Annotated in this window: 15 protein-coding genes; 7 read left to right on the top strand and 8 right to left on the bottom strand. The window is 65.8% G+C overall.

What is annotated here, in order from left to right; all coding sequences use genetic code 11:
- Positions 1 to 347: 347 nt before the first annotated feature.
- Complete coding sequence (locus BN1119_RS14140) at positions 348 to 998, bottom strand: Qnr family pentapeptide repeat protein (RefSeq protein ID WP_041999181.1); 651 nt, start codon at positions 996 to 998, stop codon at positions 348 to 350.
- An 86-nt stretch (positions 999 to 1,084) separates the two neighbouring features.
- On the opposite strand from BN1119_RS14140, the gene BN1119_RS14135 reads away from it, so the two are divergent.
- Together BN1119_RS14135 and BN1119_RS14130 are read left to right on the top strand one after the other, a co-directional pair.
- The gene (locus BN1119_RS14135) at positions 1,085 to 2,092 is read left to right on the top strand and encodes a substrate-binding domain-containing protein (protein ID WP_041999178.1); all 1,008 of its coding nucleotides are present in this window, start codon (positions 1,085 to 1,087) and stop codon (positions 2,090 to 2,092) included.
- Between the two features lie 123 nt (positions 2,093 to 2,215).
- Entirely contained in the window at positions 2,216 to 2,605 is a 390-nt protein-coding gene (locus BN1119_RS14130) for a nuclear transport factor 2 family protein (RefSeq protein ID WP_041999175.1), read from the top strand.
- Here the strand turns inward: BN1119_RS14130 and BN1119_RS14125 are convergent.
- The 4 genes from BN1119_RS14125 to BN1119_RS14110 all read right to left on the bottom strand — a co-directional run bounded on the left by BN1119_RS14125 (position 2,594) and on the right by BN1119_RS14110 (position 6,457).
- The gene (locus BN1119_RS14125) at positions 2,594 to 3,289 is read right to left on the bottom strand and encodes a helix-turn-helix domain-containing protein (protein ID WP_041999172.1); all 696 of its coding nucleotides are present in this window, start codon (positions 3,287 to 3,289) and stop codon (positions 2,594 to 2,596) included. The two genes, BN1119_RS14130 and BN1119_RS14125, sit on opposite strands and share 12 nt — an antisense overlap.
- A 203-nt stretch (positions 3,290 to 3,492) precedes the next feature.
- A complete protein-coding gene (locus BN1119_RS14120) occupies positions 3,493 to 4,134 on the bottom strand; it encodes a bifunctional 4-hydroxy-2-oxoglutarate aldolase/2-dehydro-3-deoxy-phosphogluconate aldolase (protein ID WP_041999169.1) in 642 nt (213 codons plus the stop codon).
- 20 nt (positions 4,135 to 4,154) lie between these two features.
- On the bottom strand, positions 4,155 to 5,951 hold the full coding sequence (edd, locus tag BN1119_RS14115; protein WP_041999166.1) for a phosphogluconate dehydratase: 1,797 nt from the start codon (positions 5,949 to 5,951) through the stop codon (positions 4,155 to 4,157).
- A complete protein-coding gene (locus BN1119_RS14110; protein WP_041999163.1) occupies positions 5,948 to 6,457 on the bottom strand; it encodes a gluconokinase in 510 nt (169 codons plus the stop codon). The genes edd and BN1119_RS14110 overlap by 4 nt, the downstream gene beginning before the upstream one ends.
- 243 nt (positions 6,458 to 6,700) lie before the next feature.
- Here BN1119_RS14110 and gntU point away from each other — a divergent pair, with 243 nt between their 5' ends.
- The 4 genes from gntU (at position 6,701) to BN1119_RS14090 (ending at position 13,953) form a co-directional block, all read left to right on the top strand.
- The gene (gene gntU / locus BN1119_RS14105; RefSeq protein WP_041999160.1) at positions 6,701 to 8,041 is read left to right on the top strand and encodes a gluconate transporter; all 1,341 of its coding nucleotides are present in this window, start codon (positions 6,701 to 6,703) and stop codon (positions 8,039 to 8,041) included.
- A 148-nt stretch (positions 8,042 to 8,189) separates the two neighbouring features.
- Positions 8,190 to 9,539 (top strand): CDP-diacylglycerol--serine O-phosphatidyltransferase, encoded by a 1,350-nt coding sequence (gene pssA / locus BN1119_RS14100; RefSeq protein WP_041999158.1) that lies wholly within the window; start codon positions 8,190 to 8,192, stop codon positions 9,537 to 9,539.
- A 157-nt stretch (positions 9,540 to 9,696) separates the two neighbouring features.
- Positions 9,697 to 11,766 (top strand): ATP-dependent DNA helicase RecG, encoded by a 2,070-nt coding sequence (gene recG / locus BN1119_RS14095; RefSeq protein WP_041999155.1) that lies wholly within the window; start codon positions 9,697 to 9,699, stop codon positions 11,764 to 11,766.
- Positions 11,767 to 11,916: 150 nt separating this feature from the next.
- Positions 11,917 to 13,953: an AsmA family protein gene (locus tag BN1119_RS14090; RefSeq protein ID WP_041999152.1), complete on the top strand. Its 2,037-nt coding sequence runs from the start codon at positions 11,917 to 11,919 to the stop codon at positions 13,951 to 13,953.
- Positions 13,954 to 14,016: 63 nt separating this feature from the next.
- On the opposite strand, the gene BN1119_RS14085 is transcribed toward BN1119_RS14090, so the two are convergent.
- Complete coding sequence (locus tag BN1119_RS14085; protein WP_041999149.1) at positions 14,017 to 14,919, bottom strand: bifunctional GNAT family N-acetyltransferase/hotdog fold thioesterase; 903 nt, start codon at positions 14,917 to 14,919, stop codon at positions 14,017 to 14,019.
- Between the two features lie 51 nt (positions 14,920 to 14,970).
- Here BN1119_RS14085 and BN1119_RS14080 point away from each other — a divergent pair, with 51 nt between their 5' ends.
- A complete protein-coding gene (locus tag BN1119_RS14080; RefSeq protein ID WP_041999288.1) occupies positions 14,971 to 15,624 on the top strand; it encodes a spermidine synthase in 654 nt (217 codons plus the stop codon).
- Between the two features lie 6 nt (positions 15,625 to 15,630).
- On the opposite strand, the gene dtd is transcribed toward BN1119_RS14080, so the two are convergent.
- Together dtd and BN1119_RS14070 are read right to left on the bottom strand one after the other, a co-directional pair.
- Positions 15,631 to 16,068, bottom strand: coding sequence for a D-aminoacyl-tRNA deacylase (dtd, locus tag BN1119_RS14075; protein WP_041999146.1), 438 nt, complete (start codon positions 16,066 to 16,068; stop codon positions 15,631 to 15,633).
- 103 nt (positions 16,069 to 16,171) lie between these two features.
- Positions 16,172 to 17,044 carry a virulence factor BrkB family protein gene (locus BN1119_RS14070; RefSeq protein ID WP_041999144.1) on the bottom strand — a complete coding sequence of 291 codons (873 nt, stop codon included), beginning with the start codon at positions 17,042 to 17,044 and terminating at the stop codon, positions 16,172 to 16,174.
- Positions 17,045 to 17,097: the final 53 nt, after the last annotated feature.

The following is a 17,097-nucleotide window of genomic DNA, read 5'->3' as shown; positions in this document are numbered from 1 at the left end:
TGGCCAGACGCTGAGTCCCTGCTGATGGGGCCATCAACCCGGCCAACAACAGCTGGCCAGACGCTGAGTCCCTGCTGACGGGGCCATCAACCCGGCCAACAACAGCTGGCCAGACGCTGAGTCCTGCTGATGGGCCATCAACCCGGCCAACAACAGCTGGCAAGACGCTGAGCCAGCCCCCTCATCCCCAACCCTTCTCCCGCGAGGGGGGAAGGGTGCAAAAGGCGGCAACGCCGTTCCGTTTGCCACTTCACCTAGCAAAAAGCCTGCATCGCGCAGGCTTTTTGCTTTGCAGGGCAAGCGCCACACCGCCCCATTGATGAAAACTTACCTCTTTTCCGCCCCGCTCAGGGGAAGACCACCAGCCCGATCTGCTCCAGCAGCCCCCGCTGCTGCTCTTCATTGATCTGCACCCCGCTCAGGTCGACCCGGCGCAGATCCAGCCCGGGCAGATCGCAGCCCCGCAGATCGCAGCCGGTCAGGGTCACCTCCTGCCAGTCGAACTGGCCGAACTCGCCATCCCGCAGATCCGAGCCCGCCAGGGAGGCGCCCCTCAGGTTCGCGTTCTGCCAGCGATTGCCATGGAGCTCGCAACGCTCCAGCAGGCAGGATGCCAGATTGGCAAAGCTGAAGTTGTTGCCGGTCAGATAAGCCTCGCAGAAGTAGCTGCTGGGGGTGATCCGGTTGGCGAAGCTGGCCTGGGACAGGTCGATGCCCATGGCCTGGCAGTCCCGCATCTCCAGCCCCAGACACTCGCTGCGACTGAGGTTGGCCAGGGTCAGATCGCAGCGCAGGAAACTCGCTTCGCGCAGATCGCAACCCTGCAGCTGGCAGGTCAGCTCCTCCTCCCTGTCGTAGAAGCGGCAGTCGACGAAGCGGCACTCCCGCAGATCCAGCCAGGAGAAGTTGCAGGCGAGGAAGAGGCACCGCTCGAACCGCTGCCCCGCCACCTCATCGGCCTCGAACCTGTGCTGGCGGAAGGTCTTGTCGCTCACCATGATTTTCTCCTCTTCATCGGCGCCAAATGCTGACTTTGTTGCGCAAAAACGATAATGTTACCTGTAACATTTTTCAGGATCCCGCCATGAACGACAGCCGTAAACGCCGCCCCACCTTGCAGGACATCGCCGACCTGACCGGGGTCACCAAGATGACGGTGAGCCGCTATCTGCGCGATCCCCAGGCCGTGGCCGAAGGCACCCGGGAGCGGATCGCCGCCGCGGTGGAGCGGCTCGGCTACATTCCCAACCGGGCACCGGACATTCTGTCGAACGCCACCAGCAAGGCGATCGGCATCCTGATCCCCTCCCTCTCCAACCAGGTGTTCGCCGCCCTGGTGCGCGGCATAGAGTCGGTCACCCGGCCCGCAGGCTACCAGACCCTGCTCGCCCACTACGGCTACAGCCCGCAGCGGGAGGAGGAACAAGTTGCCTCCCTGCTCTCCTATCACGTGGATGGCCTCATCCTCTCCGACAGCCAGCACACGGCCCGCACCCGCAAGATGATCGCCACCGCCGGCATACCTGTGGTGGAGACCATGGATCTGCCCGAGCAGCCCATCGACATGGTGGTCGGCATGGATCACAGGGCGGCCGCCCGGGCCATGGTAACAGAGATGCTGCGCCGGGGGCGGCGCACCCCCGTCTACCTGGGGGCGCGTCTCGACGTGCGTACCCGGCTGCGGATGGAAGGTTACTACCAGGCGATGGAGCAGGCCGGCCTGGCGGGCCGCCACCTGCTGACCGAACAATCCTCCAGTTTCACCCTGGGGGGCGAATTGCTGGAGCAGGCCCTGGCCCGCTATCCCGATCTGGACAGCCTCTACTGCACCAACGACGACCTCGCGGTCGGCGCCCTGCTGCGCTGTCAGGCCAGGGGAATACCCGTGCCCCAGCAGATCGCCATCGCCGGCAGCAACGCCCTCGACATCGGCCGGGCCATGTCGCCCCAGCTGGCGAGCATAGTCACCCCACGCAAGGAGATAGGCTGCGAGGCCGCCACCCTGCTGCTGGCCCGCCTCGCTGGCGCCCCCCTCACCGAGCGGCGCAAGGATCTCGGCTTCTCCCTCTTCGAGGGGGGCAGCCTGGGCTGATCCCGCGCCCTGCCCTCCCGGGGATCAGGTTGGCGCCAAACACCAAGGGGATGGCGGCTGGGCCAGATCCCCTCACCCCCCTCCTGGCTTACACTGGCGGCGCCATTTACCCAGGAGATCACCATGGATTACCCGCAACGACTGCAAGCCTGCCTGCACCGCGTGATTTGCGATCCCGCCTTCCCCCCCGCCGAACTCGACCACTGGTTCACCCCGGATTACGTGCAGCACGTCGACGACAAGGTGCTGGACTACGCCGCCTTTCGCCGGCATATCCTCGCCCTACGAGAGGATCTCGCCGAGTGCCAGATAACGTTTCTGGCCCTGATCGCCCAGGGTGAGCGGGTCCACTCCACCCACCTGGTCCGGGCCCGCCGCCGGAATGGACAGACCCTGGTCTGCAAGGTGAGCGGCCTGTTCACCTTCCGCGCCGGCCGTCTCTGCCACACCGACGAGCTCACCTGCTTGCTGCAGGGCGATGCCAGGGACAGGGACATAGGCTCACGACACTGACTCGCTGCGCAGGAAACGGTTGAGCGCATGGGAGAAGGCGCTGAGATCCCCGTACCCCAGGATCTCGGCGATCCGGCCATGACTCAGCCCCTGGTGCTGCAACTGGCGGGCCCGCCCCATCACCACCTGCTGGCGCCACTGCCGGAAGGTGCAGCCCAGCTGCCGGACAAACAGCCGGTTGAGGGTTCGCTCCGACGCCCCGCAGCCCGCCGCAAGCTCCGCCAGGCCCGGCTGGATGGAGGGGGCCTGGCAGACCTTGTCCAGCACCCGCAACAGCCTGGGATCCAGCGCCGCCGCACAGGGCTGCTGCCCTGCCAGGGGCGGCGCGCGCCCGAGTTCGAGGCCGAGCACCCTCAGATAGGGTTCGCCATCGCCCCCAGCTTCCTCCAACTGGGCCAACCGGGCGAAGAGGCCCGCCACCATGGGGCTCACCTCCAGCTTGCCGAAGGGGGCGCCCCGCTCCCGATCGGCGTAGATCAGGCTTAGGCGGGAGCGGCGCAGGACGCGAAACTCGTGCTCCTGGCCCTGTGGCAGGAAGCAGAGCTGGCCCGCCACCAGCAGGCAGCCCTGCTGGCGGCTGCTGATGACGCCACCGCCGCCATGCAGGTAGCAGTACTGTGGCCGATCGTGACCATGGGGCGCGGTCAGGTGCCCCTCGGGATAGGATTGATAGAGATGGATCATGACACTGGCCTCTCGGGACTCGCACAGACTCTAAACGCCGAGGCGATGGCAGTGCAATCCTGAGGAGCCTCACCCCAAGCCATCCCGTCCGTCGACGCCCGCCCGCCGCAGCCCAGTCAGTAGCAACGCTGTCCGTGGCCCCCCCAAAAAGAAGAGAGGCCACCCCAGGGTGGCCTCTCTTGCTCACGGCGAACCCGCGGCCCTTAGCGCCGCACCAGCTCGACCGCCTCGCGGGAGAGGCGGGTCACCTCTGCCCAGTTGCCGTGCTTGAGGGCGTCGGCGGGCAGCATCCAGGAGCCGCCGACCGTGGCGACACATTTGAGCGCCAGATAGTCGGCCACGTTGTTCGGGCCTATGCCACCGGTGGGGCAGATCCGCATCTGGGCGAGGGGCGCCGTGATGGCCGCAAGCGCCTTGGTGCCGCCGTTCGCCTCGGCCGGGAAGAACTTGATATGGTCATAACCCGCCTCCAGGGCCTGCATCATCTCGGAGGCGGTGGCCACCCCGGGGATCAGGGGCGCCGTGCCCTTGGCGGCATGGGCCAGCAGGGCGGGAGTCATGCCCGGGGAGATGACGAAGCGGGCTCCGGCGGCCACGGCGGCATCGTATTGAGCGCAGTTGAGCACGGTACCCGCCCCCACCATGGCATCCGGCATCGCCTTGGCGATGAGGGCGATGGCATCCAGGGCCACCGGGGTGCGCAGGGTGATCTCGAACACAGAGATGCCGCCCTCCAGCAGCGCCTTGGCCATGGGCAGGGCCTGTTCCAGGTCGCTGATGACCATCACGGGTACTAGGGGGGAGGCGGCAAACACCTCGGCGGGGGTCACTTTCCAGTTTTGCATGGCTCTTCCTCAGTCAGATTTCAATCGAAGATGGTGGCGCCGCACTCGGCGCTCGATACCGCGCGACGCATCACGCTGAACAGTTCCCGGCCCCACCCTTCCTGTTCCAGGGTGAGATCGATCTCGGCCTGGCGGCGACCGGTCAGGTCGGTCAGGCAGTCGAGACGGCCCGTCTCGGCATCCAGGCGCAGCAGATCGCCGTCGGCAAGCAGGCCGATGGCACCGCCGTGCAGCGCCTCCGGCGTGACATGGATGGCGGCCGGGATCTTGCCGGAGGCGCCGGAGAGGCGGCCGTCGGTGACCAGGGCCACCTTGTGACCCGCCTTCTGCAGGTTGCCGAGCACGGGCATCAGCATGTGCAGCTCCGGCATGCCGTTGGCGGCCGGGCCATTGTGGCGCACCACTATGACGGCATCCTGGTTGAGCTCGCCCGCCTGATAGGCGGCGGCCACCGCATATTGGGAGGAGAAGATGCGGGCCGGCGCCTCGACCACCCGATACTCGGGGGCCACGGCGGAAACCTTGATCACGGCGCGTCCTAGGTTGCCATCCAGCACCTTGGTGCCGCCGCTGGCCTGGAACACCTGGCCGCTCGGGGAGAGCACGGCGGGATCCGTGCTCTCGCCCACCGGGCGCCACACCAGCTTGCCCTCGACCAGTTCGGGGGCGGTGAGGTGATCCGCCAGGGTGCCGAAGGTGGGGATGGCATCCATGTTGAGCAGGTTCAGCTCCGCCAGCCGGCGCATCAGGCCGGGCACGGCACCCGCCTGCTGGAAGGCATTCACGTCTGCCGGGCCGTTCGGGTACATGCGCACCAGCAGCGGCACCACGTCGGAGAGATCGCTCAAATCGTCCCAGGTCAGCACCAGGCCGGCGGCCCGCGCCAGGGCCACCATGTGGATGCTGTGGTTGGAGCTGCCGCCGGAGGCGAGCAGGGCCACCAGGCCGTTGACCAGGGTGCGGGCATCCAGCACCTGGCTCAGGGGGCGATAGGCCGGGGAGCCGGGGATCAGGGCACTGATGCGGCGGGCCGCCTCCTCGGTGAGGGCGTGACGCAACTCGCTGTGGGGATGGACGAAGGCGGAGCCCGGCAGCATCAGGCCCATGGCCTCGAACACCAGCTGGTTGGTGTTGGCGGTGCCGTAGAAGGTGCAGGTGCCAGGGGCGTGGTAGGCGCCGCACTCCATCTCCAGCAGGGCCTCGCGCCCCACTTCCCCTGCGGCATACTGCTGGCGCACCTTCACCTTGTCATCGTTGCTGATGCCGCTGGCCATGGGGCCGGCGGGCACGAAGGCGGTGGGCAGGTGACCATGGGAGAGGGCCCCCATGATCTGGCCCGGGGCTATCTTGTCGCAGATGCCGAGCAGCAGGGTGGCGTCGAAGGTGTTGTGGGACAGGGACAGGGCGGTGGCCTGGGCGATGAGATCCCGGGAGAACAGGGACATGTCCATGCCCGGCTGCCCCTGGGTGACGCCGTCGCACATGGCGGGCACGCCGCCGGCGACCTGGGCGCTGTGTCCGAGCGCCGCCAGGGCGGCCTTGATCCGGTCCGGGTAGTCCTTGTAGGGCTGATGGGCACTGAGCATGTCGTTGTAGGCGGTGACGATGCCGACGTTGGCCCGGGTCATGTCGAGGATGCGGCCCTTCTCGTCCGTGCTGCAGGCGGCCACGGCATGGGCCAGGTTGCCACAGGCCAGGGCGGCGCGGGTCTTGCCCTGCTCGGCCTGACGGCTGATGCGGGCCAGGTAGGCCGCCCGGCGGCTGGCGCTGCGTGCCGCGATCCGCTCCGTGACCTGGGTGATGATCGGATGAGTCATGCTGTTTCCTCCAAGGCGTGAACGGCGCGAGCGATCACCTGATCCAGGCTGCCGTCGATGTCGATGCGATGGACGCCGGGCTCTGCATCCGGGCGCTCTAGGGTATCGAATTGGCTTTGTAACATGGATTCCCGCATGAAGTGGCCATGGCGCGCCTTCATCCGGGCCAGGATGAGGTCGTATTCCCCGTCGAGGAACAGGAACTGGACCGCCTGGTTGCCTTCGCGGATCTGGTCGCGGTAGCGGCGCTTGAGCGCGGAGCAGACGATGACGCCCACCTCGTTCTTCTGCTCCAGGCTGTAGGCGGCATCGCGGATCCGCTCCAGCCAGGGGGCGCGATCCTCATCGTTGAGGGGGGTGCCGCCGGCCATCTTCTGGATGTTGGCCCTGGGGTGCAGATCATCGCCATCGATGAACTTGGCCCCCAGCGCCTCGGCCACCTGGGCCCCCACGGTAGACTTGCCGCTCCCCGACACACCCATCACGATAATGCTCTTACCCGCCATTGTTTGACCTCTATCTCATTTTTCAAAAAACGTGCTGTCGATGGGTTCTAACTTACCACGTTACCGGTAACATGTTACCGGTAACAACGAGAATTGTGAAGTCTGCCACAGACGGAACATCGCACACAGTCACCCGGGCTCCCCCTGGCAGCCATGGCCATATACATAAATAAATCAAATAGATATGTTCTGCCCCTACGGGCAGGGTGACGACACCGAACTTGGAATAAGGAACGCACAACAATGTCTGACCTCTCCCTGATCATGACGGCCGCAGGCTCCATTCTGCTGCTGCTCTTCCTGGTGATGAAGGCCCGCCTGCACGCGGTGGTCTCGCTGATCCTGGTCTCCATGGTGGCTGGCCTCGCCGCCGGCATGAACCCGGCCGACATCGCCGCCACCATACAGAAAGGCATGGGCGGCACCCTGGGCTTCGTCGCCGTGGTGGTGGCGCTCGGCGCCATGTTCGGCAAGGTGATGGAGGTGACCGGCGCCCTGGACCGCATCGCCCACACCCTGCTCAACAAGTTCGGGGTGGAGCGGGCCAACTGGGCCATCGCCCTGACCGGTTTCGTCTGCGCCTTGCCGCTGTTCTTCGACGTGGCCGTGGTGCTGCTGATCGGGGTGGCGTTCGCCATCGTCCGTCGCGGCGGCGGCAGCGTGGTGAAGATAGGCATCGCCCTGCTGGCGGGGATTGCCACCTGTCAGGCCTTCCTGATCCCGGCCCCTGGCCCCATCCTGGTCGCCTCCCAGCTCGGTGCCGACTTCGGCTACATGATACTGTTCGGCCTCATCGCCGCCGTGCCCGCCCTGATCCTGGCCGGCCCCCTGTTCGGCAGCTTCATCAGCAAGCTGGTCGACGTGCCGCTGCCCGCCGATGCCCAGAACAGCATCCACGACCATGGCGACAAGCTGCCCTCCTTCGCCCTGGCCATGGGCCTCATCGGTCTGCCGCTGCTGCTGATCGGCCTCAAGACCATCGTCAGCCGCTTCGTCGAGGCAGGCTCCACCCTGCACGGCTGGCTGGAATTCATCGGCCACCCCTTCACCGCCATCATGGTCGCCTGTCTGGCCGCCTTCTATCTGCTGGGGATACGCCGCGGCATGAGCCGTGACGAGGTGATGGCCGTCTGCTCCAGCGCCATCCAGCCTGCCGGCGTCATCATTCTGGTGACGGGGGCCGGCGGCGTATTCAAGCAGGTGCTGGTGGATTCCGGCGTGGGGGCGGCCCTTGGCAACATGCTGGCCGACTCCGGCCTGCCCATCGTCGCCCTGGCCTTCATCCTGGCCGCCGCGGTGCGGGTGATCCAGGGCTCGGCGACGGTCGCCATGCTGACCGCCTGCGGCTTGGTGCTCCCCATGCTGGAACCCCTGGGTCTGAACGGTGCCCAGCTCGCGGCCATCACGGTCGCCATCGGCGGTGGCTCCATCGTGCTCTCCCACGTCAATGACTCCGGCTTCTGGCTGGCGAACCGCTACCTCGGCCTCACCGAGAAGCAGACCCTGCAAACCTGGACCCTGATGGAGACCATCATCGGCACCACGGGCGGCCTGGTCGCCATGCTCATTTTCAGCCTGCTCTGAAGAGCTGCCTCCCCACCCCAAGGCCTCCATCGCGAGGCCTTTTTCATCTTTCCGACGATTGTTGCTTTGGCTGAAGGGGTGAGATTGCTAGAATCGCCTATTCGTCGCCCCGAGTGGAACGCTTAACTCAGTGATATCAGGTTTCTCTATGCATTCATCGGCCCATTATCGACACCTGTTGGCGCGCCTGCCCCAGATTGCCGTTGCCGCCCAGCAGTTTCAGACGCTCTACAGCGCCCGTGACTTCAAGAGCCGGATCCTCTCGCTCATCCAGCAAGCCACCCAGCGCATCTATCTGGTCGCCCTCTATCTGCAAGATGACGAGGCGGGCCGCGAGATCATGGCCGCCCTCCACGCCGCCAAGCAGCGCAACCCGGCGCTGGACATCAAGCTGTTCGTCGATTTCCACCGGGCCCAGCGCGGCCTCATCGGCAAGGGCAAGCAGGGGGGCAACCACCTGATGTATCAGGAGATGGCCGCCCGGCATGAACATCCCATCGCCGTCTATGGCGTGCCGGTCAAGGGGCGCGAGCTGCTCGGCGTGCTGCACCTCAAGGGCTTCATCTTCGATGACACCCTGCTCTACTCGGGTGCCAGCCTCAACGACATCTACCTGCATCAGCAGGATCGCTACCGCTTCGACCGCTATCACCAGATAGAGAGCGCCGAGCTCTGCCGCGCCATGGTCAACTATGTGGACGATCAGTTTGTCGCCAACCCCGCCGTGCAGCGCCTGGATCAGACGCCGATCCCGACCGCCAAGCAGCTCAAGGGACCGATCCGCCGCTTCAAGCTGAGCCTGCGCCAGAGCCAGTACCGCTTCAACACCAGCAAGGCGGGCGAGGCCGAGGTTGCCATTACCCCCCTGGCGGGCCTGGGCAAGCGCAACAACCTGCTCAACCGTACCATCCGCAACCTGGTGCGAACCACGGAGCGGGAGATCTTCATCTGCACTCCCTATTTCAACCCGCCCAAGGAGCTCAGCAAGGACATAGAGTCCCTGCTCAACCGGGGTTGCAAGGTGACCATAGTGGTGGGGGACAAGACGGCCAACGACTTCTTCATTCCCCCCGGCGAGAAGTTCAGCACCATAGGCGGCCTGCCCTATCTGTACGAGACCAACCTGCGCAAGTTTGCCCAGCGCAACCAGCATCACATCGATGCGGGCAGGCTGGATCTCATGCTGTGGCGCCACGATCGCAACTCCTATCACCTCAAGGGGATCTTCGTCGATGAGGAGTGGGCCATGCTCACCGGCAACAACCTCAATCCCCGCGCCTGGGCGCTGGATCTGGAGAACGGCCTGCTGATCCGCGACGAACAAGGGCTGCTGGCCGGCCAGTTCGCCGAGGAGAAGGCCAACATATTGGCCAATACCAGCCGCATCGACAGTTTCAGCCAGGTGGAAGAGCCCAAGGACTACCCGGAGCAGGTGCGCAAGCTGCTGGCTCGGATCCACAGGGTCAAGGCGCATCTGCTGCTCAAGCGCATCATCTGAGCCCTCATCCGCCGCCCGTTTCCGCCCCTCCAGAGGCCTGCCGTTTTCGGCAGGCCTCTGTCATACGGGCCATGCCCCCCGTCCGCGCGGCTTGCGTCGCAACCTCAATAGACCCTATCATCTGGACATATTTACAGTGATCGCAGGCATCTGATTGATGAAATTGGATAAAATCCCTCTCGATAGCCTGAAGGGTGTCGGCAGCAAGATGCAGGAGAAGTTCGAGCGGCTCGGGCTCGCCACCGTGCAGGACCTGCTGTTCCACCTGCCCCACCGCTACGAGGATCGCACCCAGGTGTGGCCCATCGGCGACCTGATGCCGGGTCTCCATGGCGCCGTCGAAGGGGAGATCCAGGATACCCAGCTGGTGATGGGTCGCCGCCGCATGCTGGTCTGCCGCATCATTGACGGCACCGGCTCCCTCACCCTGCGCTTCTTCAATTTCACCGCCGCCCAGAAAAACAGCCTGGCCCAGGGACGGCTGATCCGTTGCTTCGGCGAGGCCCGCCCCGGCAAGTTCGGCCTGGAGATGGCCCACCCCGAGTACAAGCTGCTCGGCGAGGAGCAGGCCGGCCAGACCGAAGAGGCCCTCACCCCCGTCTACCCCACCACGGAGGGGCTGCGCCAGCTCACCCTGCGCAACCTCACGGATCAGGCACTGCTGCTGCTCGATCAACACGGGGTGGAGGAGCTGCTGCCCGCCGGTCTCTACCCCCAGCAGATAGAGCTGGCTGCCGCCCTGAAACTGCTGCACCGCCCTCCTCCCTCCGTGGCCCTGGATCAGCTCGACCGGGGTCAGCATCCGGCCCAGCGCCGTCTGGTGCTCGAAGAGCTGCTGGCCCACAACCTCTCGGTGCTGAAAGTCCGCGCCCAGGCCCAGACCCAGCATGCCCATGCCCTGGCTCCGGCCCCGGCCCTGGTGGCACAGTTGCTCGGCGCCCTGCCCTTCAGCCCCACCGGAGCCCAGCGCCGGGTGGTGGATGAGATAAGCCGGGATCTGCAGCTGGGTCATCCCATGATGCGGCTGGTGCAGGGAGACGTGGGCTCGGGCAAGACGCTGGTGGCGGCGCTCGCCGCCCTGCAGGCCATCGGCAACGGCTGTCAGGTGGGGCTGATGGCGCCGACCGAACTGCTGGCCGAGCAGCACGCCATCAACTTCGCCAACTGGCTGGCGCCGCTGGGCATCAAGGTCGGCTGGCTGGCGGGCAAGCAGAAGGGCAAGGCGCGGGAGGAGGCGCTGGCCACCATTGCTGATGGCAGCGTCAAGATGGTGGTGGGCACCCACGCCATCTTTCAGGAGCAGGTGGTGTTCGAGCGGCTCGGGCTGGTGATCATCGACGAACAGCACAGGTTCGGGGTGCACCAGCGCCTCGCCCTGCGGGAAAAGGGAGAGCGGGACGGCGTCCACCCCCATCAGCTGATCATGACCGCCACCCCCATCCCCCGTACCCTGGCGATGACCGCCTACGCCGACCTCGACACCTCCGTCATCGACGAGCTGCCGCCGGGCCGTACCCCCATCACCACTGTGGCCCTGCCGGACAGCCGCCGGGGGGACGTGATCGAGCGGGTCAGGCTCGCCTGCGAGGAGGGCAAGCAGGCCTACTGGGTCTGCACCCTGATCGAGGAGTCCGAGGTGCTCGAATGCCAGGCCGCCGAGGACACGGCCACCGAGCTGCAGGCCCTGCTGCCAGGCCTGCACATCGGCCTGGTCCACGGCCGGATGCGCCCGATCGAGAAGCAGAGGGTGATGGAGGAGTTCAAGGCGGGCATATTGCAACTGCTGGTCGCCACCACCGTCATCGAGGTGGGGGTGGACGTGCCCAACGCCAGCCTGATGATCATCGAAAACCCGGAGCGGCTCGGGCTGGCCCAGCTGCACCAGCTGCGGGGCCGGGTCGGCCGGGGGTCTGTGGCCTCCCACTGCGTGCTGCTCTATCACGCCCCCCTCTCCAAGACGGCCCAGAGCCGGCTCGGGGTATTGCGGGAGACCAACGACGGCTTTCTCATCGCCCAGCGCGACCTTGAACTGCGCGGCCCCGGGGAACTGCTCGGCACCCGCCAGACCGGGCTGGCGGATCTCAAGATCGCCGATCTGGTGCGGGATCAGCCGCTCATTCCCCAGGTGCAGAAGCTGGCCCGCTTCCTGATGGATCAGCACCCAGCCCAGGTCGACCCCTTGATCCGACGCTGGCTGGGCCTGCGGGATCACTACTCCAATGCCTGAGCGGAGAAAACCATCACCATGATACCCAAGCTGCCTGATGGATCCGCCCCCGGGCCACGCCATGTCGACCCGCCGCTCCGCCGACGTTCGGGGCGGCGGGACCACGATTCCAACGCCTGACCCCCATCCAGCCACAGGAGGAACACACAGATGAATGCCTGGTTACGTGCCCTGCTCTACTTCTTCGCCTTCCTGCTGCTGTTCGTCTGGATGGGGCTCGGCCTGTTCGATGCCCAGCGGGCCAAGGATCCCATCGCCAACTGGCTCAGTCGCCAGACCGGAGAGCCGGTCACCATAGGCCGACTGGTGTTCAACCCGCTGCACCCCTACACCCTGCTGGCGGAACAGGTCAGCTATGGGGATGGGGTCAGGGTCGAGAAGCTCTATGTCGAGGTCGACAGCATCGACTGGCTGAGCCGGGACGTGCGCCTCGCCCATCTGGATCTGATCAAGCCCAGCATCCGCTGGCCCCTGCCCAACCAGCTCCCCGCCCTGCCGCTGCGCTCCCTCACCATAGGGGACAGCAAGATAGATGGCCTGAACCTGACCAGCGACGGCCTCACTCTGCGGGGGGCCAGCGCCACCCTGCGCAACTGGCAGCTGCTCGGCCCGGGCCAGCAGGTGCAGGCCGACCTCTCCCTCACCATCAACCGCCTGGAGAGCCCCAAGCTGACCCTGAGCCAGCTGGCCCTCAACGGCACGCTGCAAGGCCAGGTGCTGAGCACGGACCGCCTGGTCACCCGGCTGTTCGATGGGGTGTTGGAGAGCGCCATGGTGCTGGACTGGCCCGCTCGCAGTCTGCGTCTCGGGGATCTCAAGGCCCGGGGGCTGCGCATCGAACTGGCGGATCTCGGCGATCAGCCCTGGCCCCTGCGCCGAGTCAGCCTGGATCGGGGCGACTTCCAGCATGTCAGCCTCAACTCCCTGGAGGGCGAGTTCGCCCTCAACGACTTCAACGGCGAGCTGAGCCAGTTCGAGTGGCAGGCGGGGAGCCCCGCCAGCGGCCAGCTGCTTGGCAGCCTGGGGGATGCGGGCCGCGGCCTGTTCCAGCTGGAGGAGATAGAGGGACAGCTGAGCTTCTCCGGCCAGCAGATCGGCGCCGCCCTCAAGGGCAAGGCCTATGACGGCCGCTTCGACACCCTGTTCAGCCTGGATCCCGATCGCCAGCGCCTCACCCTGCGCCAGCTGACCCTGAGCGGCATGGACATCAGCCTGCCCCAGGGGTGGTGGCAGGCCTGGCAGGCCGCAGCGCCGACCCGGCTCGAGATAAGCCAGCTCCATTTCGACAAGCTGAGGGTCCTCTCCTTCGACGATGCCCTGCCCCTCTCACTGAGCGGCTGGAACCTGGAGCTGGCGCAGCTGGGAGTCGAGGGTGGGCAGCCCCTGGCCCTGAGCGAACAGGGCACCGTCAAGAGCGACTGGATAGAGCTGGTGTGGGATGGCCTCTCCGCCCGCAATGGCCAGCTGGCGCTCACGGCCACGCCGCAGCAATGGCAGCTGGAGAGCCTCGCCAGCCAGCTGGCCGACGGCGGCAGCCTGAACGCCAGCGGCCTGTGGAGTCGCCAGCCCCGGCAAGCCTCCCGCCTGCGGCTCAAGGGAGAGCAGCTGGATCTGGATCTCTGGGGGGAGCTGCTGCACAGCCCCCTCTCCTTCGCCGGCAAGGCCGACCTGGATCTGGCGCTGCAGGCCGATCTCGCCGACTGGCGCCACAGCCTGAGCGGCAGCCTGAGCCTGGATGCCAGGGACCCCTTCTGGGACGGGATCAAGCTGGACCCCCTGCTCGATGCCTGGTTCAAGGAGCCACAGCCGCCGACCCTGAGCCCGCAGGCGCTCTGGCAGGCGATGCAGGGGGGCGATACCCCCTTCTATCGGATCAGGCTCGAGGCCAAAGCGGATCAGGGGAAGATCACCATTGCGCAGGGCGGGGCCTCCACCATCACCCATCTGCTGGCCCTCGGCGGCGGGCTGGATCTGGGGGCGGACAGCTGGCGGCTCGATGTCGGCGCCCTCAACCGCGAGGGGTGCGCCGAGCTGGTCGGCCAGTGGCGCGATCGGCTCGCGACCCCCACCCTCGGCTGGCAGCTGCTGGACGAGAAGGCCAGCTGCGACTGGCAACCCGGGGTCACCTATCCCGCCCAGGGACGCAGCAGCCCCCTCCATCGGCCCGACTCACATCAGGGCGGATAGGACGCCATCAGCAACAAGGCCTCCCGCGGGAGGCCTTGTCGATCATGCAGGGCAAGCCCCGCCCTAGCCGCGCCTCACCGGTTGCACCACATAATGGCCGAGGAACTCGGCGGCGAGCCGGCAGCCGCTGAACAGCTGGATCTTGAGGCTGAACCTGGCGGACTGCCCCGCCTTGAGTGGCGCCAGCACGGCGGGCATGCCTTCCCGGGCGACCCGCGCCTCCGGCTCCTCGGTGACGGGACGGTAGTATTTGATCTCCCCCTGGGCCAGCACTGTGTCTCCCACCAGTCCCTCCTCCTTGAGTTGAAGCCAGATGAGGCCCCAACCCGCCAGCACGCACTGGCTGTAGATGCTGCCGGCGAACATGGTGTCATGGACGTTGAGGTTGGCGGCCAGGTTGGCCTTGAGGTGGAAGGTCTGGCCGTCATAGTGGGTGATGTGCACCCCCATCTTCTCGCTGATGGGGATGCCCCGCGACCAGCGGGTGGTGAGATCCTGACACCACTGGGGACGATACTGGATGGTCTGCAAGGGGCTCAGGGACTTGATCATCTGCCGATGGGGGATGCGGCCAAAGGAGACGGGGCCCTCGCCCACCTCGAGGAAGCCGCACTTGCGATAAAACTCCACCGCCTCCTGGCGGGCGTTCATGACCAGGCGCTTGACCTTCTCCTGGCAGGCGAGCTGCTCCAGATCCGCCACCATGCGCGCCCCCAGTCCCTGGCCGCGATACTCTGGCAGCATGGCCATGAAACGGATCTGGGCCTCGTCTCCCCCGACGAACAGCCGCCCCACGGCGATGGGAGTACCATCGGGGGCCAGCATCATCCGATGAATGGCAACCGAATCGTATTCGTCCCGCTCCGAGCCCAGGGGGAAGTTGAATGGCTTGCGCAGCAGTTCCCAGCGCAGTTGATAATACGCCTCCAGCTCCGACTCCGTTTGAGGGGTTACCACCCGGTACATAGCGACATCCTTGAGTTACACTGGTCGAAAGCCATCTTGCCGTGCAATTTCATGGACTTCAATCTACAGACGTATCGCGCCGAACAGTTATTGCACCTGGGAGTCAGTCCGGCTCGCCGCATCTGCGTACAGCAAAACGAGCTGCATCGCTGGCTGGAGATCGACGGTGTGGTGCAGTCCGCCATGGTCCTCAGCGCCCCTCACCGCCTCTGCCTGCCCCATCAACAGACCATCGCCGCCCTGCTGCCGGAGCGGGCCAGCCACGTGCTCGAGCTGGGGCTGGGGGGCGGAGACATGGGCCGCCACCTGCAGGCCCGCTGGCCCGAGGCAGAATTTGACGGCGTGGATCTCGATGCCGAGGTGATCGGCCTCTATCGCGACTTTTTCATGACAGACGAGGCCCTCGGTCGCCAGCGGCTCCATCGGGCCGATGCCCTCTCTTTCCTGATCGAGACGCCGGGATGCCATGACCTGATCCTGGTCGACCTATTCAGTCAGGATGGTAACCCCCCGCTCCTGTTCGCCCCCGACTTCTATCAGGCCCTGGCCGCCCGGCTGGAAGGCGAGCTCATCATGAACCTGCTGCCAAGAACGGGCCGAGAGCTGGACCGGGTGCTGACCCTGGTCGAACACTGGATTGGCCCGGCGCAGCTGCGCGGCGTGCCCGGCTGCCTCAACCGGATAGTCCACGCCAGGAAAGGCTGAACGACACTAGACCTGCAACCAGAAGGTGACCGGGCCGTCGTTGAGCAGGCTGACCTTCATGTCTGCGGCAAAGCGGCCGGTTTGTGTCGGCAGATTGTCGGCACGGGCCCGGGCCACGAAGTAGTCGTAGAGCCGCTTCGCATCGGCAGGATGGGCGCCACCGGAGAAGCTGGGGCGCATGCCCCGACCTGTGTCTGCCGCCAGGGTGAACTGGGAAACCACCAGCAGGCTGCCGCCGACCTGGCCCACATTGAGGTTCATCTTGCCCTCGGCATCGGAGAAGATGCGATAGCCGCTCACCCTGTGCAGCAACTTGTCGGCCTTGGCCTCGTCATCTCCCTGCTCCACCCCGAGCAGTACCAGCAAACCCTGGCCGATGGCGCCGATGACCTCCCCCTCGACGGTGACGCTGGCCTCGCTGACCCGCTGAATCAATGCAATCACTCGCAGCTCCTCTGACTGACAACCCTGGAAATGAAACGACCGCCTCAGGGGCGGTCGTCGATGCTACCAATAAAACGGGGGGCAAGGCGATGGTTCAGATGGCTCAGGCCAGCTCGTCGCTCCCCGGCTTCTCGTACTCCCCGAGGCAGGCGGTGGTCTCGGCGCCGAGCAAGACCACCAGCCAGCTCAGATAGACCCAGACGAACAGGATCGGAATGGTCGCCAGGGCACCATAAATGGCCTGATAGGAGGGGAAGTTGGTGATGTAGAGCGCGAAACCGCGCTTGGCCAGCTCGAACAGCACGGCCGCCACCAGGGCGCCGATCAGCGCATGCACCAGCCGCACCTTGCAGTTGGGCACCACGGTATAGATCAGCAGGAAGCCGAACACCGAAAACAGGAACGGCAGGCTGCGCAGCAGCAGGTAACCGACGCCGAACAGGCTGTCCGCGGCAAACAGCCTGAGGGAGAGGATGTAGGAGGAGATGGCGATGCTGGCACCGATGAGCACAGGGCCCAGGGTCAGTATCATCCAGTACATGGCAAAGGCCTGACCCAGGGGGCGGCTCTGGGTGGAGCGCCAGATGTAGTTGAGGTTCTTGTCGATGGCCGAGATCAGCATCAGGGCCACCACCACCAGGGCGCCTATGCCCACCGCCGTGGTGTTGGTGGCGTTGGCCACGAAGCCGTCGATGTACTCCTTGAGCATCTCCCCCGCGGTAGGCACGAAGTTGTGATAGACGAACTGCTCCATCGCCTGTTTCAGGCTCTGGAAGACGGGAAAGGCGGACATCATGCCGAATACCACGGCGATCATGGGCACCAGGGAGAGCAGGGTGACATAGGCCAGGTAGCCGGCGGTGACGGTCAGCCTGTCCTGCTGAAAACGGCCCCAGACGAACTGGGCAAAATGGCGGCCATCATGGCGCAAGAAGGAGGAGGCATGCGCCAGCTGGCGACGAAGGTGATGCTGCATATTGGCTTCCTGACGAACATATCATGACGCTATTGTGCCAGCTTAGCCCCCGG

The organism is Aeromonas bivalvium (assembly GCF_000819765.1).
In the GTDB taxonomy this organism is placed as follows: Bacteria; Pseudomonadota; Gammaproteobacteria; order Enterobacterales; family Aeromonadaceae; genus Aeromonas; species Aeromonas bivalvium.
Note: the sequence above shows the minus strand (reverse complement) of the source record. Positions and strands in the feature narration are given on the sequence as shown.

Excerpts from the sequence above, each read along its gene's own strand:
- pssA (WP_041999158.1), top strand. The coding sequence starts at position 8,190 with ATGCATTCATCGGCCCATTATCGACACCTGTTGGCGCGCCTGCCCCAG.
- BN1119_RS14130 (WP_041999175.1), top strand. The coding sequence starts at position 2,216 with ATGGATTACCCGCAACGACTGCAAGCCTGCCTGCACCGCGTGATTTGC.
- BN1119_RS14080 (WP_041999288.1), top strand. The coding sequence starts at position 14,971 with ATGGACTTCAATCTACAGACGTATCGCGCCGAACAGTTATTGCACCTG.
- BN1119_RS14125 (WP_041999172.1), bottom strand. The coding sequence starts at position 3,289 with ATGATCCATCTCTATCAATCCTATCCCGAGGGGCACCTGACCGCGCCC.
- gntU (WP_041999160.1), top strand. The coding sequence starts at position 6,701 with ATGTCTGACCTCTCCCTGATCATGACGGCCGCAGGCTCCATTCTGCTG.
- BN1119_RS14110 (WP_041999163.1), bottom strand. The coding sequence starts at position 6,457 with ATGGCGGGTAAGAGCATTATCGTGATGGGTGTGTCGGGGAGCGGCAAG.
- BN1119_RS14135 (WP_041999178.1), top strand. The coding sequence starts at position 1,085 with ATGAACGACAGCCGTAAACGCCGCCCCACCTTGCAGGACATCGCCGAC.
- BN1119_RS14070 (WP_041999144.1), bottom strand. The coding sequence starts at position 17,044 with ATGCAGCATCACCTTCGTCGCCAGCTGGCGCATGCCTCCTCCTTCTTG.
- BN1119_RS14140 (WP_041999181.1), bottom strand. The coding sequence starts at position 998 with ATGGTGAGCGACAAGACCTTCCGCCAGCACAGGTTCGAGGCCGATGAG.
- edd (WP_041999166.1), bottom strand. The coding sequence starts at position 5,951 with ATGACTCATCCGATCATCACCCAGGTCACGGAGCGGATCGCGGCACGC.
- BN1119_RS14085 (WP_041999149.1), bottom strand. The coding sequence starts at position 14,919 with ATGTACCGGGTGGTAACCCCTCAAACGGAGTCGGAGCTGGAGGCGTAT.
- BN1119_RS14120 (WP_041999169.1), bottom strand. The coding sequence starts at position 4,134 with ATGCAAAACTGGAAAGTGACCCCCGCCGAGGTGTTTGCCGCCTCCCCC.
- recG (WP_041999155.1), top strand. The coding sequence starts at position 9,697 with ATGAAATTGGATAAAATCCCTCTCGATAGCCTGAAGGGTGTCGGCAGC.
- BN1119_RS14090 (WP_041999152.1), top strand. The coding sequence starts at position 11,917 with ATGAATGCCTGGTTACGTGCCCTGCTCTACTTCTTCGCCTTCCTGCTG.